The sequence below is a fragment of the Phenylobacterium sp. genome (assembly GCF_019636135.1).
Taxonomy (GTDB): domain Bacteria; phylum Pseudomonadota; class Alphaproteobacteria; order Caulobacterales; family Caulobacteraceae; genus Phenylobacterium.
This window is the reverse complement of record NZ_JAHBYD010000009.1, coordinates 1-21,392: the sequence shown is the minus strand read 5'-3', so window position 1 is coordinate 21,392 and position 21,392 is coordinate 1. Positions and strand designations below refer to the sequence as shown.

At 70.5% G+C, this 21,392-nt stretch carries 19 protein-coding genes and 1 pseudogene; 11 read left to right on the top strand and 9 right to left on the bottom strand.

Translation table 11 applies throughout. The annotated features are described in order from the left end of the window. Window positions 1-199: 199 nt before the first annotated feature. Window positions 200-1,225, bottom strand: a complete 1,026-nt coding sequence (gene purM, locus KF737_RS08075; RefSeq protein ID WP_296452707.1) for a phosphoribosylformylglycinamidine cyclo-ligase — start codon at window positions 1,223-1,225, stop codon at window positions 200-202. An 88-nt stretch (window positions 1,226-1,313) separates the two neighbouring features. Here purM and rnd point away from each other — a divergent pair, with 88 nt between their 5' ends. Beyond that, complete coding sequence (gene rnd / locus KF737_RS08070; protein WP_296452704.1) at window positions 1,314-2,492, top strand: ribonuclease D; 1,179 nt, start codon at window positions 1,314-1,316, stop codon at window positions 2,490-2,492. 127 nt (window positions 2,493-2,619) lie between these two features. On the opposite strand, the gene KF737_RS08065 is transcribed toward rnd, so the two are convergent. The 7 genes from KF737_RS08065 to KF737_RS08035 form a co-directional block, all read right to left on the bottom strand. Next, complete coding sequence (locus tag KF737_RS08065) at window positions 2,620-3,858, bottom strand: FAD-dependent monooxygenase (RefSeq protein ID WP_296452701.1); 1,239 nt, start codon at window positions 3,856-3,858, stop codon at window positions 2,620-2,622. A gap of 523 nt (window positions 3,859-4,381) precedes the next feature. Continuing rightward, a complete protein-coding gene (locus KF737_RS08060) occupies window positions 4,382-5,881 on the bottom strand; it encodes a Ppx/GppA phosphatase family protein (RefSeq protein ID WP_296452698.1) in 1,500 nt (499 codons plus the stop codon). Further along, window positions 5,862-8,063 carry an RNA degradosome polyphosphate kinase gene (locus tag KF737_RS08055; RefSeq protein WP_296452696.1) on the bottom strand — a complete coding sequence of 734 codons (2,202 nt, stop codon included), beginning with the start codon at window positions 8,061-8,063 and terminating at the stop codon, window positions 5,862-5,864. Before KF737_RS08055 ends, KF737_RS08060 begins: the two co-directional genes overlap by 20 nt. A 19-nt stretch (window positions 8,064-8,082) precedes the next feature. Next, entirely contained in the window at window positions 8,083-9,660 is a 1,578-nt protein-coding gene (locus tag KF737_RS08050) for a CYTH and CHAD domain-containing protein (RefSeq protein WP_296452693.1), read from the bottom strand. Window positions 9,661-9,748: 88 nt separating this feature from the next. After that, window positions 9,749-10,435: a DnaA/Hda family protein gene (locus KF737_RS08045; RefSeq protein ID WP_296452690.1), complete on the bottom strand. Its 687-nt coding sequence runs from the start codon at window positions 10,433-10,435 to the stop codon at window positions 9,749-9,751. Window positions 10,436-10,531: 96 nt separating this feature from the next. Continuing rightward, the gene (locus tag KF737_RS08040; RefSeq protein ID WP_296452687.1) at window positions 10,532-11,296 is read right to left on the bottom strand and encodes an arginyltransferase; all 765 of its coding nucleotides are present in this window, start codon (window positions 11,294-11,296) and stop codon (window positions 10,532-10,534) included. A gap of 75 nt (window positions 11,297-11,371) precedes the next feature. Further along, window positions 11,372-12,280 carry a flagellar motor protein MotB gene (locus KF737_RS08035; protein ID WP_296452684.1) on the bottom strand — a complete coding sequence of 303 codons (909 nt, stop codon included), beginning with the start codon at window positions 12,278-12,280 and terminating at the stop codon, window positions 11,372-11,374. A gap of 84 nt (window positions 12,281-12,364) precedes the next feature. On the opposite strand from KF737_RS08035, the gene KF737_RS08030 reads away from it, so the two are divergent. Genes KF737_RS08030 through KF737_RS08020 form a run of 3 tightly spaced genes read left to right on the top strand, consistent with a single transcriptional unit; the run spans window position 12,365 to window position 14,684 of the window. Then, window positions 12,365-12,883 carry a GNAT family N-acetyltransferase gene (locus KF737_RS08030; RefSeq protein WP_296452681.1) on the top strand — a complete coding sequence of 173 codons (519 nt, stop codon included), beginning with the start codon at window positions 12,365-12,367 and terminating at the stop codon, window positions 12,881-12,883. Window positions 12,884-12,895: 12 nt separating this feature from the next. Further along, on the top strand, window positions 12,896-13,765 hold the full coding sequence (locus KF737_RS08025; protein WP_296452677.1) for an alpha/beta hydrolase: 870 nt from the start codon (window positions 12,896-12,898) through the stop codon (window positions 13,763-13,765). A 40-nt stretch (window positions 13,766-13,805) separates the two neighbouring features. After that, window positions 13,806-14,684, top strand: coding sequence for an SMP-30/gluconolactonase/LRE family protein (locus KF737_RS08020; protein WP_296452674.1), 879 nt, complete (start codon window positions 13,806-13,808; stop codon window positions 14,682-14,684). On the opposite strand, the gene hemB is transcribed toward KF737_RS08020, so the two are convergent. Continuing rightward, window positions 14,681-15,697 (bottom strand): porphobilinogen synthase, encoded by a 1,017-nt coding sequence (gene hemB, locus KF737_RS08015; RefSeq protein WP_296452670.1) that lies wholly within the window; start codon window positions 15,695-15,697, stop codon window positions 14,681-14,683. The two genes, KF737_RS08020 and hemB, sit on opposite strands and share 4 nt — an antisense overlap. Before the next feature lie 161 nt (window positions 15,698-15,858). Here hemB and KF737_RS08010 point away from each other — a divergent pair, with 161 nt between their 5' ends. From KF737_RS08010 to mmsB, 7 genes and pseudogenes are all read left to right on the top strand, one after another. Beyond that, window positions 15,859-16,509, top strand: a complete 651-nt coding sequence (locus KF737_RS08010; RefSeq protein ID WP_296452667.1) for a 2-hydroxychromene-2-carboxylate isomerase — start codon at window positions 15,859-15,861, stop codon at window positions 16,507-16,509. Window positions 16,510-16,555: 46 nt separating this feature from the next. Continuing rightward, window positions 16,556-17,695, top strand: coding sequence for an isobutyryl-CoA dehydrogenase (locus KF737_RS08005; protein WP_296452665.1), 1,140 nt, complete (start codon window positions 16,556-16,558; stop codon window positions 17,693-17,695). Window positions 17,696-17,739: 44 nt separating this feature from the next. After that, the gene (locus KF737_RS08000; RefSeq protein WP_296452661.1) at window positions 17,740-18,009 is read left to right on the top strand and encodes a type II toxin-antitoxin system Phd/YefM family antitoxin; all 270 of its coding nucleotides are present in this window, start codon (window positions 17,740-17,742) and stop codon (window positions 18,007-18,009) included. Beyond that, window positions 18,006-18,440: a type II toxin-antitoxin system VapC family toxin gene (locus KF737_RS07995; protein WP_296452658.1), complete on the top strand. Its 435-nt coding sequence runs from the start codon at window positions 18,006-18,008 to the stop codon at window positions 18,438-18,440. Before KF737_RS08000 ends, KF737_RS07995 begins: the two co-directional genes overlap by 4 nt. Beyond that, window positions 18,437-19,489, top strand: a complete 1,053-nt coding sequence (locus tag KF737_RS07990) for an enoyl-CoA hydratase/isomerase family protein (RefSeq protein ID WP_296452655.1) — start codon at window positions 18,437-18,439, stop codon at window positions 19,487-19,489. Before KF737_RS07995 ends, KF737_RS07990 begins: the two co-directional genes overlap by 4 nt. A gap of 40 nt (window positions 19,490-19,529) precedes the next feature. Continuing rightward, window positions 19,530-20,285: a methyltransferase gene (locus KF737_RS07985; protein WP_296452652.1), complete on the top strand. Its 756-nt coding sequence runs from the start codon at window positions 19,530-19,532 to the stop codon at window positions 20,283-20,285. Window positions 20,286-20,295: 10 nt separating this feature from the next. Beyond that, window positions 20,296-21,186: pseudogene (gene mmsB, locus KF737_RS07980) on the top strand (3-hydroxyisobutyrate dehydrogenase); the annotation flags it as partial. Window positions 21,187-21,392 lie beyond the last annotated feature (206 nt).

Below are 21,392 nucleotides of genomic sequence, written 5' to 3'. Positions count from 1 at the left end.
GCCGCGGCCGCCCGGATGCAGACCGCCACGCCCCGGCCCAGGCCCGGCGGCGTGGCTGTCGCGCGCCGTATCGGCGAGCTGCGCACGCCGCGTTCATGGGTGGCCGGGACAAGCCCGGCCATGACGTTCGTGGAGGGGGATGAGTGCGCCGCTCCTCCGCGTCCGTCCGTGTCTTCCGCGGCTCAATCCTGCCGCGCCCTCAGGCCGGCGACAGTTCGCCGATGACGAAGGCGTCCTCGTTGTCGCGCACCAGCCCCTCCAGCACGTCGGCCACGTCGTGCGGGTCGACGATCAGCATCAGGCCCACGCCGCAGTTGAAGGTGCGGCGCATCTCGGCCTCGGCCACGCCGCCCGCCTCCTGCAGCCAGGCGAACACCGGCGGCAGCGCCCAGGCGTCGTCGTCGAACCGCGCCACGAGGCCCTCGGCCACCGCGCGCGGCGGGTTCTCCACCAGGCCGCCGCCGGTGATGTGGGCCAGGCCCTTCACGCGGCCGGCCTTCAGATGAGGCAGGACGCTGCGCACATAGATCCGCGTCGGCTCCAGCAGCACGTCCGCGAGCGAACGGCCGGAATCGAACGGCGCCGGCGCATCCCACGTCACGCCTGAGCGCTCCACGATCCGGCGGATCAGGGAGTATCCATTGGAGTGCGGTCCGGACGAGCCCAACCCGATCAGGACGTCGCCGGCTTTCTGGTCCGCCAGCCTGGGGAGCACCTTGTCGCGGTCGACGGCGCCGACGCAGAAGCCCGCCATATCGTAGTCGCCCTCGGAATACATCCCGGGCATCTCGGCCGTCTCGCCGCCCACCAGCGCGCAGTTCGCCTGCCGGCACCCCTCGGCGATCCCGGCCACCACGGCGGCCGCGGCCTCCACGTCGAGCTTCCCGGTGGCGTAGTAGTCGAGGAACATCAGCGGCTCGGCGCCCTGGGCCAGGAGGTCGTTGACGCACATGCCCACGAGGTCGATCCCGACCGTGCCGTGCCGGCCCGTCTCGATGGCCACCTTCAGCTTGGTGCCCACCCCGTCGGTCGTGGTGACCAGCAGCGGGTCGTCGTAGCCCGCGGCCTTCAGGTCGAAGAGGGCGCCGAACCCGCCCAGCGCGGGCTCCGAGCCCGACCGGCGGGTCGATTTCGCGAGCGGCTTGATGCGCTCCACCAGTTCGGCGCCGGCGTCGATGGAGACGCCCGCCTGCGCATAGGTGAGACCGTTTGGCCGTTCGGACATTTACGAACCCGGTTTGGAAGTGCGAGAGAGACGCGCGATTTCGCGGCCCCGAGATGGAGTCGGCCGCGCGCGGGGCTATAGCTGATTTATGACGCCGATCACCACCACTGCCGAACTCGCGGCCTTCTGCGACAAGATCAAGGGGCAGCCGTTCGTCGCGGTCGACACCGAGTTCATGCGTGAGACCACCTACTGGCCGAAGCTGTGCCTGATCCAGGCCGCGGCGCCGTCGGCCGAGGCGACCATCGACCCGCTGGCCGAGGGCATCGACCTGGAGCCGTTCCTGGCGATCCTGCGCGACGAGGCGATCCTGAAGGTGTTCCACGCCGCCCGCCAGGACGTGGAGATCTTCAACAACCTGCAGGCGATGCCCAGGCCGCTGTTCGACACCCAGGTCGCCGGCATGGCGGCGGGCTTCGGCGAGCAGATCGCCTATGACGCCCTGGTGCGCCAGATGCTGAAGATCGAGCTCGACAAGTCGAGCCGCTTCACCGACTGGGCGCGCCGCCCGCTGTCGGACAACCAGCTCACCTATGCGCTGGCCGACGTGACGCACCTGGCCGCGCTCTATCCCATGCTGCGCGAGCGGCTGGAGCGGGAAGGGCGCCTCGCCTGGGTCACCGACGAGATGGCCGACCTCACCGATGCGGCCAACTACGACGTCGAGCCCGAGAACGCCTGGAAACGGCTGCGCCCGCGCCGGCACACGGCCAAGTACCTCGCCGTCTACCGCGCCGTCGCCGCCTGGCGCGAGCGCACCGCCCAGCTCCGCGACCAGCCCCGCGGCCGCATCCTGAAGGACGAGGCGATCGACGAGATCGCGACCCAGGCCCCCACCGACGCCGACGGCCTCGACCGCCTGCGCTCGGTGCCCAAGGGCTTTTCCGGCTCGCGCTTCGGCCCCGACCTCGTCACCGCCATCCGCGAGGCGCTGAAGGACCCGGAGGGCTACGCCCCGGTCGTCGAGAAACCCCGCCACCAGGCTTCGCCCGCCGCCGGCGCCGTGGTCGAGCTCCTGAAGGTCCTGCTGAAGGCCCGCGCCGAGGAGGCCGGCGTGGCCTCGAAGCTGATCGCCACCGTCTCCGACCTGGAGCAGATCGCCAACGACGACCGCGCCGACGTGGGCGCGCTGAAGGGCTGGCGCTACGAGGCCTTCGGCGAGGACGCCCTGAAGCTGAAGCGCGGCGAACTGGCCCTGGTGCTGGACGGCGCCCGCGTGCGGGTGGTGGAGGTGCGGCGCGCCCCGCGGGCGGCGGCGGCGGGCTGACCCTCCCTCAACCCCTTGAGGAACGTCATGGCCGGGCCTGTCCCGGCCATCCATGAACTCAGGCGCCAGGCGTTGGAACGCAGCGGCGCCCGCCCGCCGCCCTCGATGTCGCCGATAGGGTTCGGGCTCACGCGGGCTCTCCCATCACGCGGTCCCAGGCCTCCTGGGTGAACGCTTCGGCGGGCAGCGTCTCGGGGCCGGCCATCACGGCGAAGCCCTGGACCTTGAACGACGGATCGGCGGCCGACCCGGCGGAGACCCGGGCGCGCCGCGCCCTGGCCGCCTCGCCGAACTCCATGTCGAGCGCCGCCTGCATCTTCGCCGCGAACCGCAGCCGGCGCATGCGCTCGCTCCGCTCCTCGGCGTAGGCGGCGAACGACAGGCGGGTCCAGTCGTCCGTGCCCTTCAGCAGCTCGCTGACGATGCGGACGTCGCGGTAGGTGATCGAGAGGCCGAGCCCGATGATCGGGTCGTTCCACCCGGCCGCGTCGCCCACCAGCACCACGCCCGGCGCGAACGGCGCGTCGGTCCAGGAGTCGTTGTTGAAGTAGCTGTGGAGCGGCCCGGCCGGCTCGCCCGCCACCAGGCGCCGGTTCAGCGGCGCGCAGCTCATGGCGAAGGCGTCCAGGAACCGCCGCGCGCCGTCCGGCCCCTTGAACCGTTGGGCCTGGTCCAGCGCGTAGCCGCCGTAGACCCGCACCTTCCCGCCGCCTTGCGGGAAGGCCAGGAACGCGAAGTCGCCCTCGGTCCCGATGGCCTGCAGGTCCGCCGGCCAGGCCTCGGCCCCGTCGATGAGGAGCCCCCCGAACCAGTGATGCGGCTTGTCCTGATGCAGCGGGATGCCGGCGGCCTCGCGCACCATCGAGGTCCGCCCGTCCGCGCCGACCAGCAGCCGGCCGATCGCCTCGACGGTCGCGCCGTCGTGCTCGTAGACGACGCGCGGCGACGCGCCGCCGGCGGCCTCGACGACCCGGACGCTCCGCAGCGCCGTCACGCCCGCGGCCTTCGCCGCGTCGAACAGCGTCTGGCAGTGATGCGGATGGCCGATGCACAGCGGCCCGGGCACGCCGGGCCGGAAGATGCCGAGCGGCAGCGTCCTGGCCTCCGCCGCGGCCGGCTCCAACGTCTCGTCGTAGGTGACGTGCCGCGTCAGGTGATGGCCGCCGGCGCCCATCAGGAGGTCGTAGAGCCCGACCCGCTTCACCTCGTCGACGCCCCAGGGCGCGATCCACTCGCCGCGGACGCGGTCCTCGTAGACCTCGGACTGCTCCAGCAGGAGCACCGACTTGCCCGCCCGCGCCATCACCGTCGCCAGGGCCGAGCCGCCGATGCCGCCGCCCACGATGATCAGGTCGTACGTCGCCACATGAGGACCCCGTCGCCGAAATGACGCCGATGATTCACCCGCCTTCCGCGAGGGCCGGCAAGCCCGGCGTCTCACGATCGTGGAACGCGTTCCTGAGGATAACCCCAACCGTCGGAAAGGACTGGCGTTCGCCGGACGAGTCCCCGTCTCTCCACAGGCTGTCCACCCAGATCGCCACAAAGCCTCCACAAGGCCCGCGCGCCGCGCCGTTGTGTCCCGGCCGGACCTGCGAGACCCTGAACTTGCCGAGAGGGACTGCGGCGCGGCGGACCGGGCGACCGGGAGGCCAGGCGGGCAGGAGGTCTCCGGACTGGAGGGTTCTCCCGGGGGCGACCCCGGAATTCCTGACAGGTTCGGAAGGCACGGCGGGACGGTCGAGGCCGAGCTGGGTTCGCCCAGCGGAGCGGAGGCTCCCCTCCACCTCGAAGGCTCAGGTCCCCCAACGGATCTGGATCAGAGGGCGGTGTTCCGGGCGACCGGTGCGCCGCCCTCTTCATTTGGGCCCCACGGCCGCGCGTCCCGTTCAGTTGAGCACGAGCTTCAGCTTGAGCGCCTGCGCCAGGCTCTGGCCGCGCCGCGTCGTCTGCTCGCCCAGCAGCATGTCCTCCCAGCCGGCCAGGGCGTTCAGCTCCAGCCTGTCGCCCTTCACCGTGATGCTCGACTTCTCCAGCAGCCGCGGATTGTGGCCCGAGAGGTCGCAGCCGAGGCGGATGGCCGACCCCAGGGCGCGGGCGCGCTGGCGTCGGTCCGGACTGAGGACGCGGGCCACGGACGCGTCCGGCGGCTGTGGCGTCGCCGTGTGGCGCGAGAAGGCGACCGAGGCCAGGTAGACCCGCTCCGGATGGTTCATGCCGGCCAGCGGCGCGCGCAGCACCTGCTGGAAGGCGAGGTCCGCGCGATGGTCCGGGTGCAGCCGCGCGCCGAGGTCGGCGAGGCGGCATGCGGCCGCGGTCAGCACCGCGTCGCGATCGCCGAACAGCGGCGGCAGCTTCTCGAACAGCGGCGCGACCCAGGCCTCCAGCGCGTGGCCGAGTTCGGGCGAGATGCCGCGCTGGGCCGTCAGGGCCTCGCAGCCCTCGATCAGCGGATCGAGCTGGCGCACCTCGGGCGGCATCGCCTCCAGCAACATGCCTTCGCGCACGCCGTAGGCCGAGACGATCATCCGTTCGACGCCCAGGCGCTCGACCAGCCGCTCCAGCACCAGCGCCGAATAGGGCAGGGTGTCGAAGCGCTTTTTGGAGAGCCCCTCGATGCCCTCCAGCGACGAGCGCGACTGGCGCTGGACGAAGCGGACGAGCTCCAGGGCGTCGCTGCGGCCAATCTCGTACTGGTGGGCCACATGCAGCGGATAGTCGGCGAGCTGCATGTGCAGCAGCGCCAGGTTCCGCCAGGCCCCGCCGACGGCATGGAACTCAGGGCTCGCGTAGCGGCTGGCGAGCGGCGCGAGGTTCTCGTCGATCACGCGCTTCATGCGTTCGGCGTTCAGCGGCTTGGGCGCGCCCAGCGAGAACGGGCCCAGCGGCAGCGTGACGCCCTCGACGTGGGCCATGCCGTTCAGGCGCACGAGTTCCAGGCTGGAGCCGCCCAGGTCGCCCACGACGCCCTCGGCGTCCGGCTGGCCGCAGATGACGCCGAGCGCCGCGTAGCGGGCCTCCTCCTCGCCGGAGAGGGTGCGGACCTGCAGGCCGGTCTCGGCCTCGATGCGCTTCAGGAAGGCCTTGCCGTCGGCGGCCTCGCGCACGGCCGCCGTCGCCGCCGCCATCACCTCGTCGGCCCGCCAGCCGTCCAGCACGGAGCGGAAGCGGCGCAGCGCCGAGATCGCCGCCTCGACGCCCTCGGCGTTCAGGCGGCCGGTCGCGGGCAGGTCCCGGCCCAGGCCCGCCACCACCTTCTCGTTGTAGATCGTCCAGAGCGCACGGCCGTCGACCCGGTAGATCACCAGGCGCACGGAGTTGGACCCGACGTCGATGACCGCCGCCTGGCGGCCCTCGGCGCGCCCGGCGCTATCCCCGCGTGGCCACATTTTCGATCGCGCGCGGCATGTCCTTCACTTTCTGCCCGCGACCGGAGAGGCTCGGATTGGTCATGAAATACTCGTGCGCCGAGAAGGCGTTCGGGTGGTCCCAGGCAGGATCACGCCTATAGCGGCCGTCGGCGTCGAGGGTCCAGCTTTGTGCTTCGTCCTTGAGGTTCGCCAGCATGATCTGCTGGAGGACCTGCTGATGCACCGTCGGGTTCTCGATGGGCGTCATCACCTCGACGCGGCGGTCCAGGTTGCGCGGCATCCAGTCGGCCGAGGACATGAAGAGCCGCGCGTGCGGCGACGGCATCGCATGACCGTTGGCGAAGGCGACGATGCGGCCGTGCTCCAGGTAGCGGCCGACGATCGACTTGACGCGGATGTTGTCCGAGAGGCCCGGCAGGCCCGGCCGCAGGCAGCAGATGCCGCGGATCACCAGGTCGATGGAGACCCCGGCCTGGCTGGCCGCGTAGAGCCCGTCGATGATCTCGGAGTCGACCAGCGAGTTCATCTTGGCCCAGATGGCCGCCGGCTTGCCCGTGCGGGCGTTGTCGGCCTCCTCGCCGATCATCCGCAGCAGGTCGCGCTTCATCGTGACCGGCGAGAACGACAGGCGCTCCAGGCCCACCGGCTGCGCATAGCCGGTGATGAAGTTGAAGAGCTTGGCCGCGTCGCGACCGAAGGGCGCCTCGGTGGTGAAGAGCGAGAGGTCGGTGTAGATGCGCGCCGTCTGCGGGTGGTAGTTGCCCGTGCCGAAGTGGCAGTAGGTGCGCAGCGCCTCGCCCTCCTTGCGCACGACAGTCGAGAGCTTGGCGTGGGTCTTCCACTCGATGAAGCCGTAGACGACGTGGACGCCGGCGCGCTCCAGGTCGCGGGCCCACTTCAGGTTCGCCTCCTCGTCGAACCGCGCCTTGATCTCGATGAGGGCGGTGACGTTCTTGCCGTTCTCGGCCGCCTCGATGAGGGCGGCCACGATCGGGCTGTCCTTCGAGGTGCGGTAGAGCGTCTGCTTGATCGCCAGCACGTTCGGATCGCGGGCGGCCTGGCGCAGGAACTGGACCACCACGTCGAAGCTCTCGAACGGGTGGTGGACCAGGATGTCCTTCTCGCGGATCGCGGCGAAGCAGTCGCCGCCGTGGTCGCGGATCCGCTCGGGGAAGCGGGCTTCGAAGGGCTTGAACTTCAGGTCCGCCCGGTCCGACGGGATCAACTGGCTGAGCTCGTCCAGGCCCAGCAGGCCCTCCATCACGATGATGTCCTCGGGATTGGCGTGCAGGCTCCCGGAGATGAAGTTCCGCAGTTCCTCGGGCGTCGAGGCTTCGAGCTCCACGCGGACGACGGAGCCCAGGCGGCGCTGCTTCAGGCGCGCCTCGAACTCGCGCACGAGGTCTTCGGCCTCTTCCTCGATCTCGACGTCGCTGTCGCGGATCAGGCGGAAGACGCCTTGTCCCTCGATCTCGCAGCCGGGGAACAGGTGGTCGAGGAAGAGCGTGACCATGCTCTCCATCGAGATCACGCGTCGCGACTTGCGGCGCGAGCCCTTGGCGGGGGCGACCTCGAAGAACCGGGGCACCTGCGCCGGCAACGGGGCCAGGGCGTAGAGCTGGCGGCCGTCCGAGATGCGGCGGATCCGCAGCACCAGGGAGAACGCCAGGTTCGGGATGAACGGGAAGGGATGGGCCGGGTCGATCGCCAGCGGCGTCAGCACCGGGAACAGCTCGGACAGGAACACCTGCTCCAGGATCGTCCGCTCGGCCTCGGTGACCTCGGCCGGCTCGACGTAGCTCAGGCCTTCGCCGGCCAGCTCGGCGCGCAACTCCTGCCACCGCTTCTGCTGGTCGCGCATCAGCTCGGCGGCGGCCTCGTTCACCCGGACCAGGGCTTCGGCGGCCGTCAGGCCGTCCTGCGAGACCGCGCGCACCCCTTCGCGCACCTGCGCCTTCAGGCCGGCGACCCGGACCATGTAGAATTCGTCCAGGTTGTTCGCGCTGATGGCCAGGAACCGCAGCCGCTCCAGCAGCGGGTGGCGCGGGTTCATGCTCTCGGCCAGCACACGGCGATTGAAGGCCAGCCACGAGATCTCGCGGTTGAAGAACCGGCCCGGGCTCGACGCGAGGTCCTCGACGTCCGCGCAGTCGGCGGCGGTCGGCGTGGAAGCGCTGATGGGGGCGACGTCGTTGGGCATCTCTCGTCTCGGGGCGGCGTCAGACGCTGCGTAAGCGTGGGCGCAAAAGGTTAAGGTCGTCCCCTTCCGGAGCCGACCAGAAGGGCTTCACCTTCCGATACGCCTTGAATGTGTCATTCGCCGCATCCAGCAGCGAGTCCTCGCCCTTCGTGAGCCGGCCCACCTCCAGGCCGGCCGCGAACGCCAGCTCGCCGGACCGCCGGCCGACGGCGCGCGCGGCCACCGCGCGGGCGACGGCCATGTCGTTCAGCTCGCCCAGGCGGTCCTGCAGCGCTTTCAGGGCGGCGATGAAGCCCGCGCGGCGCCTGGGATGCTTCGGGAAGGCGTCGCCGAAGAAGGCCGCGGCGTAGCGCAGCTTCTTGGCCTGCTTGCGCAGGTCGTGCCGCGCGCCGGCGTCGAGCTTCATGAACTTCCGCGAGCGCCGGCGCAGGCGACGGTCCAGCCTGTCCATCACCGGCGCGGCCAGCGCGGTCACGGGGCCTTCGCGCAGCGCCTGTCGCCGATCGCCGGCGAGCCGCAGCCAGTCGCCCACCTCCAGCCACTCGCCGAGCGACAGGAGGAGGGTGCGGAAGCGCGGCGAGCGCACCGCCGACAGGGCCCTCTCGTAGGCCTCGGCCTGGGCGTGGCGCAGCGCCCGGAAGAAGGCGGCGCGGCCGGCGTTCTCCTCGATCTCGTCCTCAACCGAGGCATTCTGCAGGAAGACGTCGATGTCGCGCGCTTCGGAAAGCTCGCCCGCGAGCCACCGGGTCTCGGCGCGGGCGGTGTTCAGGCCGTCGGCGTCGAGCATGTCCTTGAAGACCGACAGCGCGGCGCGGAAACGGCGCAGGCCGACGCGGAGCTGGTGCAGGACGTCCGGGTTGTGTGCCCGCCGCAGCAGCCGCGCGTTGCCCGCGATCTGCACCAGCGCGTCGCGGGCGATGAGCTGGAAGGCCTCCGCACCGGACGTCTCCGGTCCCACGGCCGTGTTCTGCGCCTTCAGGGCCGCGACGCCGTCGTGGCCGACCAGGCGATAGCCGCGCTCGGCCTTGCTCTCGAACGACAGGGTGAGGTCGGCCTTGGCGAGCAGCTCGCGGGCCAGGTCGAACAGCGCCTCGGGCGGGCCGGACAGGAGCTCCAGCTCCATCTCGGTCACCGGCTCGCTGCGGTCGCCCGCGGTGATGAGGCCGGTGTCGAAGCTGACCTCGATCCGCGCGGCTCCTTGCGCGTGGACGTGAACGCGCCGTTCGACCTCGACGGTGAACACCGGCGCGAGGCGGGCGTCGCCGATCGCGGCCTCGGCGGGCGTGCCCGCGAGCGCGGCAAGGTCCAGGTCCGGTCCGGCGACTGGGGTTTCCCACTCGTCGCGCTCGAAAAGGCCCCCGCCGTTGCGATGCTTCAGGGTCTGGATGGCGTCGCCGCCCTTCGTCCGCACGCGCAGGCTGAAGCCGCCGTCGCGCAGCACGTGGCCGGCGGTGTCGAAATAGGTCGCATGCATCTGCGCGACCTGGGCCTTGTCGAGAGGGAACAGCTCCGCCTGCAACGCCTCCAGAGCGTCGCTTCCAAGCTGAAACTTGAGCTCCAGTTCCGGCTTCGCCGTCGCTGGACCAGGGGCGAGCATCCAGGTTTCCCGCTGCGCGCGGCCGCTCCGCCACGCCGGGGCAACCAGTGGACGAAAACGAATCAATTTGTCTATCGCGGGCGCAGATTTATTTCCGTGGCCGAAGCGCGGCCTCGGAATCGGGCCCCTGGCGCGATTCCAGGATCTGGCGCGCCAGGACGCGGGTCACCGGCCGGAAGCCCTCGTCGCCCGCCTCGTCCAGCTTGCGCACGATCGCCTCCGCGTCGGGGATCGAGCGGCGCATGCGGGCCAGCAGGTAAGGATAGACCTCCTCCGGCGGCCGGATGTTGCGGTCGCGGAAGAAGCGCCGGAGCACCCCCTCCAGCACCACGTCGTCGGGCGGGTCGATTTCGGCGACCGGGAAGGCGTTGAGGCGCGAACGCAGGTCGGGCAGGGCCGTCGGCCAGGTCGAGGGGCGCGTGCGGGCCGTGAGCAGCAGGCCGCCGCCCTCGCGGGCCGCCAGGTTGATCAGGTGGAACAGCCCTTCGGTCGAGACCCCGCGGTCGGCGTTCTCCAGCAGCACCGGGCGTCCGGCGGCGGCGTCGAGGTCGGGGGTCTCGCGGTCGACGATCACGGCCTGGACGGCGTCGGCCCAGGCCCGGGCGAGGTGCGACTTGCCCACGCCCTTCGGCCCCAGGATGGCCAGGCAGCCGCCCCGCCACGCCGGCCACGCCTCCAGCGCGGCGACGGCCGAGGCGTTGGACGGCCCGCGCACGAACACGTCGAACGACGGTGGCCCGTCGCGGTCCAGGTTCAGCCGAAGCTGCCGCGCCATGCGTCTGGTCGAGGTGTTGCGTTCACGCCGTTGAATCTAGGGTGCGTCGCGGCGCGGCGCCAGCGAAGCCGACGGCTTGTCCACGGCGCCGGCGGCTCAGTCCCCGGCCGGCGTCTTCAGGTCGCGCGACGCGGCCAGCGTCCAGCCGTCGGGCTTCAAGAGCTCTATGGGCGAGAAGCGGACCTTGTAGTCCATCTTCTCCGAACCGCGGACCCAGTAGCCGAGGTACACGTAGGGCAGGGTGGTCAGGCAGGCCTGGATCACGTGGTCGAGGATCACGAACGAGCCCAGGCTGCGCCGCGCCAGCGTCGGGTCGTAGAAGCTGTAGACGAGGCTCAGGCCGTCGCCCATCAGGTCGACGAGGGCGCAGGCGATCAGGTCGCCGGGGCCGCCTTCCTTCGATTTCACCCGGTACTCGATGATGTGGGTGCGGACGGCCGTATCCTCGACCATGGCGACGTAGTCGGGCCAGGTCATCTCGGCCATGCCGCCGTCGGCGTGGCGGGCCAGGAGGTAGCGGCGGAGCAGGTCGAACTGCTCCATCGTGGCTTCGGCCTCGACCAGGTGGCGCTCGACGTCCTCGTTGCGGGCCAGCAGCTTCCGCTCGGAGCGGGAGAAGACGTAGTCGGCCGCCGGGATCCGCGCCGAGACGCAGGCCGAGCAGGCTTCGCAGGCCGGGCGGTAGGCGATGTTCTGCGAGCGGCGGAAGCCCACCTGGGTCAGGCTGTCGTTGACCTGCGCCCCGTCCGACAGGGGCAGGTGGGCGAAGACCTTCCGCTCGAACCGCTCGGGCAGGTACGGACACGGCGACGGCGCGGTCAGGAAGAACCGGAGCTGTCGGGTCGGGAAGTGCTGCGTCACGGACCTTGGGTCGCCTTCGTCTGGAGCGGCTGGCGCCGATTAGGCGTCATGCCGCGCCTCCGCGCAAGGACTACGCTAGAGTCCCGGCGACGGAGGCAGGACGGGCGCCTCGCGCAACAGTACGATCGCGATGCGGCGGTTGCCCGGAAGGGTCGGGTCGTCGGGATAGAGCGGCTCGGAGCCCGCCTTGCCCGAGACCTGGTAGACGCGGTCGGCGTCGACGCCCGATCCCTGCAGGACCTTGCGCGAGGCGTCGGCGCGGGCCTGCGAGAGCGACCAGTCCGTGTCGGGCCTGGCGCCGTTCGAGCTGGCCGAGGTGTGGCCGTAGATCGAGATCCGGTTCGGGAGCTGGTTGATCACCTTCGACACGGCGCGGAGCAGGAGCTTGGCGCGATCGTTGGGCGCCGCGGCGCCCTGGTTGAACATCGAGCGGCCTTCCTGGTCGACCAACTGGATGCGCAGGCCCTCGGGCGTCTCGTCGATGATGATGTTCTTCGAGAGCTCGGCCAGTTCCGGCATCGACTGCATGGCCTGGCGCAGCGACTGGGCGGCCGAGGCGAAGGCGGCCTCCTCCTGCTTGGCCGCGGCGGCCTGGGCCTGGGCGGCAGCCGCCTCTTCGGCGGTCATGGGCTTGGCGCCGTCCTTGGCGTCGCCGTCGTTGGGGTTGCGCGACGAGGGCGCGAGTTCCTCGATCACGTCCGACGCGCCGGCGCTCTTGGAGCCGTCGCTGCCCAGCGCAGAGCCGCCGAGGATGCCGCCGGCGCCCGACGTCGTCTCCGAGACGCTGGCCGGGGCGAAGTAGTCGGCGATGCCGCGCTTCTGCTCGGGCGACGTGGTGTTGATCAGCCACATGAGCAGGAAGAAGGCCATCATGGCGGTCACGAAGTCGGCGTAGGCCACCTTCCACGCCCCGCCGTGGTGGCCGCCGCCGCCGCCCTTCTTGATCTTCTTGATAAGGATCGGCTGGTCGCCACCGACGGCCATGGTTACACCCGGATTCACCCTGAATTCGGGGCAAGTTGCGCAGCCGCCCGTTAAGATGGCGTTGCGCGCAATCGGGAGGGCGTCGTGGGCGTGGTGCTGGAGACCGAGCGGCTGGTCCTGCGCGAGGTCGAGGACGGCGATGCGCCGTTCCTGGTCGAACTTCTGAACTCGCCCGGCTTCCTGGAGAACATCGGCGACCGCGGCGTGCGCGACGTCGAGGGCGCGCGGGACTATGTCGAGGAGCGCGTGCGCAAGAGCTACCGCGAGCACGGCTTCGGCATGTGGATCGCGGTCCAGAAGCGCGACATGACCCCGGTCGGCATGGCGGGCCTGGTGAAGCGCGACGGGCTCGACGTCCCCGACCTGGGCTACGCCTTCGTCCAGCGCGCCTGGGGCCAGGGCTACGCCCAGGAGGCCGCCGCGGCGGTCCTGGCGCACGCCCGGGGGCCGCTCGGCATCCCGGAGCTCGCGGCGGTCACGACGCTGGAGAACTTCGCCTCCATGGCGGTGCTGCGGAAGATCGGCTTCACCTACCGCGGCGTCATCCAGCTACCCGGCGTCGACCGGGAGAGCACCCACTTCACGGTGGGCGACGAGGGCTGAGGGCTACAGCAGATGACCATCACCACCCGCACCGTCGAGGCCAACGGCTTCCGCTTCGCCGTGGACGAGGCGGGCGGGGGCGATCACCTGGCGCTCTGCCTGCACGGGTTTCCGGAGAGCCGGTTCTCGTGGCGCTTCCAACTGCCGCTGCTGGCCGCCATGGGCTACCGCGCCTGGGCGCCGGACCTGCGCGGCTACGGCGAGACCGAGCCCAAGCCCAAGGCGGTGAAGGCCTACCTCATCGACCGGCTGATGGAGGACGTGGGCGCGATCATCGACGCCAGCGGCGCGAAGAGGGTCACCCTGATCGGCCACGACTGGGGCGCGGGGCTCGCCTGGGCGTTCGCGGCCAATGCGGTGCGGCCGCTGGAGCGGCTGGTGATCATGAACGTGCCGCACCCGGCGGTGATGAGCGCGCACCTCGCCAAGGGCAACCTGCGCCAGCTTCGCCGCTCCTGGTACATGTTCTTCTTCCAGATCCCGGGCCTGCCCGAGGCGATGATGACCGCCCGCGGCGCGCGGGCGATCCGCAACGCCTTCCACGGCATGGCCGTCGACAAGACCAACTTCAGCGACGACGTGCTGGACCGCTACGCCGCCGACGCGCAGCGGCCGGGCGCGATGACCGGCATGATCAACTGGTACCGCGCGGCCTTCCAGTTGGGCGGCAAGATGCGCGGACCCTGGCCGGTCATCGAGCCGCCGACGCTGATCGTCTGGGGCGAGGAGGACGCCGCCCTCGGCGTCGAGCTGCTGGACGGGACCGAGGCGTATGTGCGCGACCTGACGATCCGCCGGCTGCCGGGCGTGTCGCACTGGGTGCAGCAGGAGGCGCCGGAGAAGGTCAACGCGATCCTGCGCGAGTGGCTTCCCGGCGCCTGAGCCCCTACGGTCGGCAGCAACGAGAAAGCGGGAGGACCACATGGGACGGGCGACGCGCGAACTGGCGGGCGGCATCTACTTCGGTGAGGGTCCACGCTGGCGCGACGGCCGGCTCTGGTTCAGCGACTTCTACGCCCATGCGGTGAAGTCCGTGTCGCCGGCGGGCGACCTGCGCACCGAATTCGAGATCGACGACCAGCCCTCCGGCCTCGGCTTGCAACCCGACGGCTCGATGCTGATCGTCTCGATGACCAAACGCCAGCTCCTGCGCCGCACGCCGGACGGCAGGATCGGCGTCCACGCCGACCTGGGCCACATCGCGACCTTCCACTGCAACGACATGGTCGTGGACGCGGCCGGCGGCGCCTATGTCGGCAACTTCGGCTTCAACCTCGACGAGGCGATCCACGCGCGCGGCGTCGAGGGCGTGCTGGCCGACCACACCAAGGCGAAGCTGGCCTATGTGACGCCCGACGGGCAGGCGCGCGTCGCGGCCGAGGGCCTGAGCTTCCCGAACGGCCCGGTCATCACCCCCGACGGCAAGACGCTGATCCTGGGCGAGACGCTGGCGGCCTGCCTCACCGCCTTCGACATCGGCGCGGACGGCGTGCTCTCCAACCGCCGGGTGTGGGCCGACATCGGGCCGCGCGTGCCGGACGGCATCTGCCTCGACGCGGACGGCGCGATCTGGGTCGCCAACCCGGTCGCGCCGGAGTGCGTGCGGGTGGGCGAGGGCGGCGAGATCCTGGAGGTGATCGACACCGGCCAGCCCTGCTATGCCTGCATGCTGGGCGGCGACGACGGGAAGCTGCTCTTCATGCTGACGGCGTCGAGTTCCGACCACGATGCGGCGGCCGCGGCGACGACCGGGAAGATCGTGGTGGCGCAGGTCGACAGCCCGCGGGCCGGGCGACCCTAGGCGCCCAGCATCCGCGCGGCGCGGGGCGCGAAGTAGGTGATGATCCCGGCGGCGCCGGCGCGCTTGAAGGCGCCCAGGCTCTCCAGGATCGAGCGCTCCTCGTCCAGCCAGCCGTTCCGGGCGGCGGCCATGATCATCGCGTACTCGCCCGAGACCTGGAACGCGTAGGTGGGCAGGGCGAAGGCGTCGACCACCTGGCGGACGATGTCGAGGTAGGGCATCCCCGGCTTCACCATCACCATGTCGGCGCCCTCGGCGATGTCGAGGGCCACCTCGCGCAGGGCCTCGGCGTGGTTGGCCGAGTCCATCTGGTAGGTCTTCTTGTCGCCGGGGTTGTCGACCGAGCCGGTCCCGAGCTTCCCCGAGCCGATGGCCTCGCGGTAGGGGCCGTAGAAGGCCGAGGCGTACTTCGCCGCGTAGGACATGATCATCACGTCCTGCAGGCCCTCGGCCTCCAGCGCCGCGCGGATCGCCCCGACGCGACCGTCCATCATGTCGCTGGGCGCGAGGATGTCGCAGCCGGCGCGGGCCTGGACCAGCGCCTGCCGCACCAGCGCCTCGATGGTGGCGTCGTTGACGATGCGCCCGTTCTCCAGGAGCCCGTCGTGGCCGTGGTCGGTGAAGGGGTCGAGCGCCACGTCGCACATGATCCCGACCTCGGGCGCGGCGTCCTTCATCGCCTTGACCGCCCGGCAGACGACGCCGTCCGGATCGGCGGCCAGCTTGCCCGCGGCGTCCTTCTTGGCGCCGTCGATGTGCGGGAAGACGGCGATGGCCGGGATGCCCAGGGCCTTGGCCTCCTTGGCGGCCTTGGCCGCGTCCTGCACCGACAGTCGGTCGATCCCGGGCATGGAGCCCACGGGGACGAGACCTTCGCCCTCATGCACCACCATCGACCAGATCAGGTCGGACGGCGTCAGCACGCTCTCGCGCACCAGCCGGCGGATCCAGTCGGCCTGGCGCAGGCGGCGCATGCGGAGGGCGGGGTAGGGCGCGAGCGGGGCCTTGGTCATGGGGCGGCGTTTGACCCTGACCGAGCCTCCGAGGCAAGCCCGATGAGCAGACGCTGCTGGCGACGACGCGGAGCGCGGCTCATGTCCGGCGCGAAAAAGCGGAACCATTCTTCCGCTTTCATGCTACAGCTCCGGCAAGCCGTACAGACAGGGGAAACGGGATGACGCTCAGCTACGATCTCTACTGGTCCTTCCGCTCGCCCTATTCGTACATGATCACGCCGCGGCTCCTCGAGCTCGAGGCCGGGTACGACGTGCGGTGCAATGTGCGGCCGGTCTATCCGCTGGCGGTGCGCACGCCGGAGTTCTTCGAGCAGCAGGATCCGCTCTGGGTCCGCTACTTCATGACCGACGTGTTCCGCGAGGCCGCGTTCCTGGGCCTGCCGTTCCGCTGGCCGCGCCCGGACCCCGTGCAGCAGAGCGCCGACAGGGGCTATCGGATGGAGCAGCCCTACATCCATCGCCTGACCCACCTGGGCGTGGCGGCGGCTGAGCGGGGCAAGGGGTTGCCCTTCCTCCGCGAGGTCAGCCACATCATCTGGAGCGGCGAGGTGCAGGGCTGGAACGAGGGCGATCACCTCGCGAAGGCGGCGGAGCGCGCGGGCCTCGACCTGGCCGAACTGGACGCCGCCGTCGCCGCCGACGGCGCGGCCTATGTCGCCGTGGTCGAGCAGAACCAGGTCGACCAGCGCGCGGCCGGCCACTGGGGCGTGCCGATGACGGTCTTCAACAACGAAGCCTTCTTCGGCCAGGACCGCTTCGACCAGCTCGTCTTCCGCTTGAAGCAGCAGGGTCTCGCGAAGCGGGGCTGATACGCGCCCGTTGACTCTCCCTGCGTCGGGCGTTCAACCCCAGCGCATGGATTTCGCCCTGACCGAGGACCAGCGCGCGATCGAGGACGCCGCCCGCGCCTTCGCCGCCGCCGAGCTCGCGCCGCATTCGGCCAAGTGGGATGAGGAGAAGGTCTTCCCAGTCGATGTGCTGCGGAAGGCGGCCGAGCTGGGTTTCGCCGGCCTCTACGTCCGCGAGGATGTGGGCGGCTCAGCCCTGTCGCGCCTCGACGCCTCGATCGTGTTCGAGCAGCTCAGCTACGGCGACGTGGCGACCGCGGCCTTCATCTCGATCCACAACATGGCCTCGTGGATGATCGACCGGTTCGGCTCTGACGAGCTGCGCCACCGGTTCCTGCCCAAGCTGACCACAATGGAGGCCATCGCTTCCTACTGCCTGACCGAGCCGGGCTCGGGCTCGGACGCGGCGGCGCTGAAGACCACGGCCGCGCTCGACGGCGATCACTACGTCCTGAACGGCTCCAAGGCCTTCATCTCGGGCGCCGGGGTCTCGGACGTCTACGTCGTCATGGTCCGCACCGGCGGGGAGGGCGCGAAGGGCGTCTCGACGCTGGTCGTGGAGAACGGGACGCCGGGGCTGTCGTTCGGGGCCCAGGAGAGGAAGATGGGCTGGAACGCCCAGCCCACGGCGCAGGTGAACTTCGACGACTGCCGCGTCCCCGTGGCCAACCGCGTGGGCGCCGAGGGCGAGGGCTTCCGCATCGCCATGGCCGGCCTCGACGGCGGGCGGATCAACATCGCCTCCTGCTCGCTGGGCGGCGCGGGCCTCGCGCTCGACACCGCCAAGGCCTACCTCGAACAGCGCAAGCAGTTCGGGCAGCCGCTGAAGGACTTCCAGGGCCTGCAATGGCGCCTCGCCGACATGGCGACCGACCTCGACGCGGCCCGCCTGATGGTCCGCCGCGCGGCGCACGCCCTCGACAACAAGGACCCCGCCGCCACCCGATACTGCGCCATGGCCAAGCGGTTCGCCACCGACGCGGGCTTCGAGGTCGCCAACCAGGCGCTGCAACTGCATGGCGGCTACGGCTACCTGCGCGACTTCCCGCTGGAGCGCATCGTCCGCGACCTGCGCGTCCACCAGATCCTCGAAGGCACGAACGAGATCATGCGCGTGATCACCGCGCGGGAGTTGTTGAAGTCATGACCGGGGTGTTAGTCTGACCACACTGGTCAGAATTGGAGCGGGCCATGCGCGAAGTCGGCGTCCTCGAAGCCAAGACCAACCTGTCGGCCCTGATCGACGCCGTCGAACGCGGCGGCGAGGAGATCGTGATCACCCGGCACGGCAAGCGGGTCGCGCGGCTCGTCGCGGACACGACGCGCCCCCGAAAGCTTTCCGGCGAGGAACTCGCCGAGCGGTTCAGGCTCCTCAGGGAACGCATCGCGCGCGAGAATCCCGAGTCCGACAATCTCACCTGGGAAGACCTGCGGCGGCTGAAGGAAGGCGGCTACGATTGACCGGGGTCGTCGTGGACGCCTCGGCGGCCCTGGCCTGGATTCTTCGATCGCAATCGACACCGGCCTCGGCCGCCTTCGTCGCGGGCCGTGGGGAGCGCCGATTCGTTGCGCCGTACATATTCCATTGGGAAGTCGGCAATGTGCTGACAGGCCTGCGGCGACGGGGCGTGCTGTCGGACGGAGCGCATGAGCAGGCGATGCTTGACCTGGACGCCCTACGGTTCGAGTTCGAAGAGCCATTGACGCCGGACCATATTCGCTTGCTCGGGCCGTTGGCCCTCGCATGGAGACTGACCTTGTTCGATACGGCGTATGTCGCCCTCGCGCTGGAGCGTGAGTTCCCCCTGGCGTCCCGGGACGACCGCTTGCTCGCGGCCGGCGCTTCGGCCGGCATCCGCTGCATCGACCTGCGGGGAGACCGCCTCAATTGACCGCCGAACCCGAAGTCCTCTGCCGCGTCGAAGGCCGCGTGGGGCGGATCACGCTGAACCGGCCCCAGGCGATCCATGCGCTGACGACCAACATGTGCCGGTTGATGACCGAGGCGCTGCTCGCGTGGCGCAACGATCCGAACGTCGAGCTGGTGCTGCTGGACCACTCGGGCGAGCGCGGATTCTGCGCCGGCGGCGACATCCGGATGCTGGCCGAGAGCGGGGCCGGCGACGGGCGGCTGGCGCGGGAGTTCTTCTTCACCGAGTACCGGCTGAACCACCTGCTGTTCCACTATCCCAAGCCGCGCGTCGCGATCATGGACGGCATCACCATGGGCGGCGGCGTCGGCCTGTCGCGGCCGTGCCGGTTCCGGGTCGCCACCGAGCGGACCACCTTCGCCATGCCCGAGACCGGGATCGGCCTGTTCCCGGACGTCGGCGGCGGCTGGTATCTTTCCCGCATGCCCGACCACATCGGGCTGTGGCTGGCGCTGACCGGCGCGCGGATCAAGGCGGCGGACTGCGAGCTGCTGCAAATCGCCACCGACTTCGTCGAGAGCGCGAAGATCCCGAACCTGAAGGCCGCGATCCTGGCCGAGCCGCACCGGGTCGAGGCGATCCTCACGGAGTTCGAGGGCGACGCCGGACGTCCCGCGCTGGCCCAGCATCAGGACGAGATCGCGCGGCTGTTCGCCGGCGACAGCGTCGAGGCGATCTACGCCAACCTGGAGGCGGCCGGCACGGACTGGGCGAACGAGCAACTGAAGCTGCTGGCCACCAAGTCGCCGCAGACGATGAAGGTCGCCTTCCGCCAGCTCCAACTCGGCGGCAAGGCCAGGGACTTCGCCGAGAACATGGCCATGGAGTACCGGATCGGCGCGCGCGTGGTGCAGCGGCACGACTTCATCGAGGGCGTCCGCGCCGTGATCGTCGAGAAGGACAACGCCCCCAGGTGGAGCGAGGCCCGGCCGCACGACGTCTCCGACGCCACGCTCGACGCCATTTTCGCCCCGCTCCCTTCCGATCAGGCGTGGTCGCCTCTACCTTGACGGGAAAGCCGGCCAAGAACGGCTGGCGGGAGGATTTCCGATGAAGACGAAGCTGTTCCTGGCCGTCAGCGCCGTGGCCGCGCTCGCGGTCTCGGGCGTCGCGGCCGCCAAGCCGACGCCCGCGCAACTCGCCGCCGTCGCCGACAAGGCCCGGCCCGAGGCCGACGTCCAGCGCGACGCCGCCCGCAAGCCGGCCGAGATGCTGGAGTTCGCCGGCGTGAAGCCCGGCCAGGCGGTCGCCGACTTCATCCCGGGCGGCGGCTACTTCACCCGCATCTTCGCCAAGGCCGTGGGACCGAAGGGCAAGGTCTATGCGGTGATCAACGCCCCGCCGGCGGGCGCGGCGCCGCCGGCCAGCCCGCCGCCGATCCTCGCGGTGGCGGCCGACCCCGCCTACGGCAACATCGAGGTGGTGCAGGTTCCGCTCACCGAGATGAAGCTGCCGGCGCAGGTCGACCTGCTCTGGACCTCGCAGAACTACCACGACGTCTACGTCCGCAACCCCGAGAACGGGCGCAAGGCGACGAAGGCCATCTACGACGCCCTGAAGCCCGGCGGCGTCTTCGTGGTGCTGGACCATGCCGCGGCTGCCGGCACGGCGCCCGACCCGCAGGATCGCCTGCACCGGATCGACCCGGCGCTGGTGAAGAAGGAAGTCGAGGCCGTGGGCTTCAGGTTCGTGGGCGAGAGCAAGGTGCTGGCGAACCCGGACGACGACCACACCAAGGCGGTGTTCGACCCCTCGATCCGCGGCCACACCGACCAGTTCATCTACAAGTTCCAGAAGCCCAGATGAGGATGAGACACCCATGACCCGCGTTGCGTTCATCGGCCTGGGCAACATGGGCGGCGGGATGGCCGCCAACCAGGCGAAGGCGGGGCGCGAGGTCAGGGCCTTCGACCTCTCGGCCGCGGCCCTCGACAAGGCCGCAGCCGCCGGCTGCGCGAAGACGGCCTCGGTCGCCGAGGCGGTGACGGGCGCCGACGCCATCGTCACCATGCTGCCGGCCGGGCCGCACGTCCGCAGCGTCTACGCCGAGCAGATCCTGCCGAACGCGCCGAAGTCGGCGCTGCTGATCGACTGCTCCACCATCGACGTGGAGAGCGCGCGCGCCGTGGCCGCCCAGGCCAAGGCCGCGGGCTTCCGATTCGCCGATGCGCCGGTCTCGGGCGGCACGGCGGCGGCCGATGCGGGCGCGCTGGCGTTCATGGTCGGCTGCGACGAGGCGGACTTCGCGGCCGTCGAGGACATCATCGGGCCGATGTCGCGGGTCACGCTGCGCGCGGGCGACCACGGGGCGGGGCAGGCGGCCAAGATCTGCAACAACATGGTCCTCGGCATCTCGATGATCGGGGTCTGCGAGGCGCTGGCGCTCGCCGAGAAGCTGGGCCTGGACCCGGTGAAGTTCCACGAGATCTCGTCGCAGTCGTCGGGCCAGTGCTGGAGCCTGACCAGCTATTGCCCGTGGCCCGGCCCGGTGCCGACGGCGCCCTCCAACCGCAACTACGAGGGCGGCTTTGCCACCGCCATGATGCTGAAGGACCTCAAGCTGGCGCAGGAAGCCGCGGCCAAGGCCGGCGCGTCCACGCCGCTCGGCGCGACGGCGGAAGGGCTCTATGCGCTCTACGACCGCCTGGGCGGCGGCGGCCGCGACTTCTCGGCGATTCTCGAACTGCTGCGGGGAAAAGCGCCCTGAGCGGCATCTACATATGTGAACAGTGGTAAGTTCAACCGTGCGCCACTCACGAATTGTGCCTATCCGTTCACGAAAGTTGGCCGACCTGCGACATCCGTATTTGTGGACAAGGTGAAATCACGGCGCCAAAACGCAGGCAGATAAAAGGGGCCGGGACAGCGCGCTCTCGAGAACGTGCGACCGGGGAAGAGTCGATGGATTACAGG

Bases quoted from the DNA above. Each gene is read 5' to 3' on its own strand.
- KF737_RS08000 (WP_296452661.1), top strand. From the start codon at position 17,740: ATGCGCGAAGTCGGCGTCCTCGAAGCCAAGACCAACCTGTCGGCCCTG.
- KF737_RS08025 (WP_296452677.1), top strand. From the start codon at position 12,896: ATGACCATCACCACCCGCACCGTCGAGGCCAACGGCTTCCGCTTCGCC.
- KF737_RS07985 (WP_296452652.1), top strand. From the start codon at position 19,530: ATGAAGACGAAGCTGTTCCTGGCCGTCAGCGCCGTGGCCGCGCTCGCG.
- rnd (WP_296452704.1), top strand. From the start codon at position 1,314: ATGACGCCGATCACCACCACTGCCGAACTCGCGGCCTTCTGCGACAAG.
- KF737_RS08035 (WP_296452684.1), bottom strand. From the start codon at position 12,280: ATGGCCGTCGGTGGCGACCAGCCGATCCTTATCAAGAAGATCAAGAAG.
- KF737_RS08060 (WP_296452698.1), bottom strand. From the start codon at position 5,881: ATGTGGCCACGCGGGGATAGCGCCGGGCGCGCCGAGGGCCGCCAGGCG.
- KF737_RS08010 (WP_296452667.1), top strand. From the start codon at position 15,859: ATGACGCTCAGCTACGATCTCTACTGGTCCTTCCGCTCGCCCTATTCG.
- hemB (WP_296452670.1), bottom strand. From the start codon at position 15,697: ATGACCAAGGCCCCGCTCGCGCCCTACCCCGCCCTCCGCATGCGCCGC.
- KF737_RS08020 (WP_296452674.1), top strand. From the start codon at position 13,806: ATGGGACGGGCGACGCGCGAACTGGCGGGCGGCATCTACTTCGGTGAG.
- KF737_RS08050 (WP_296452693.1), bottom strand. From the start codon at position 9,660: ATGCTCGCCCCTGGTCCAGCGACGGCGAAGCCGGAACTGGAGCTCAAG.
- KF737_RS08045 (WP_296452690.1), bottom strand. From the start codon at position 10,435: ATGGCGCGGCAGCTTCGGCTGAACCTGGACCGCGACGGGCCACCGTCG.
- KF737_RS08005 (WP_296452665.1), top strand. From the start codon at position 16,556: ATGGATTTCGCCCTGACCGAGGACCAGCGCGCGATCGAGGACGCCGCC.
- KF737_RS08055 (WP_296452696.1), bottom strand. From the start codon at position 8,063: ATGCCCAACGACGTCGCCCCCATCAGCGCTTCCACGCCGACCGCCGCC.
- purM (WP_296452707.1), bottom strand. From the start codon at position 1,225: ATGTCCGAACGGCCAAACGGTCTCACCTATGCGCAGGCGGGCGTCTCC.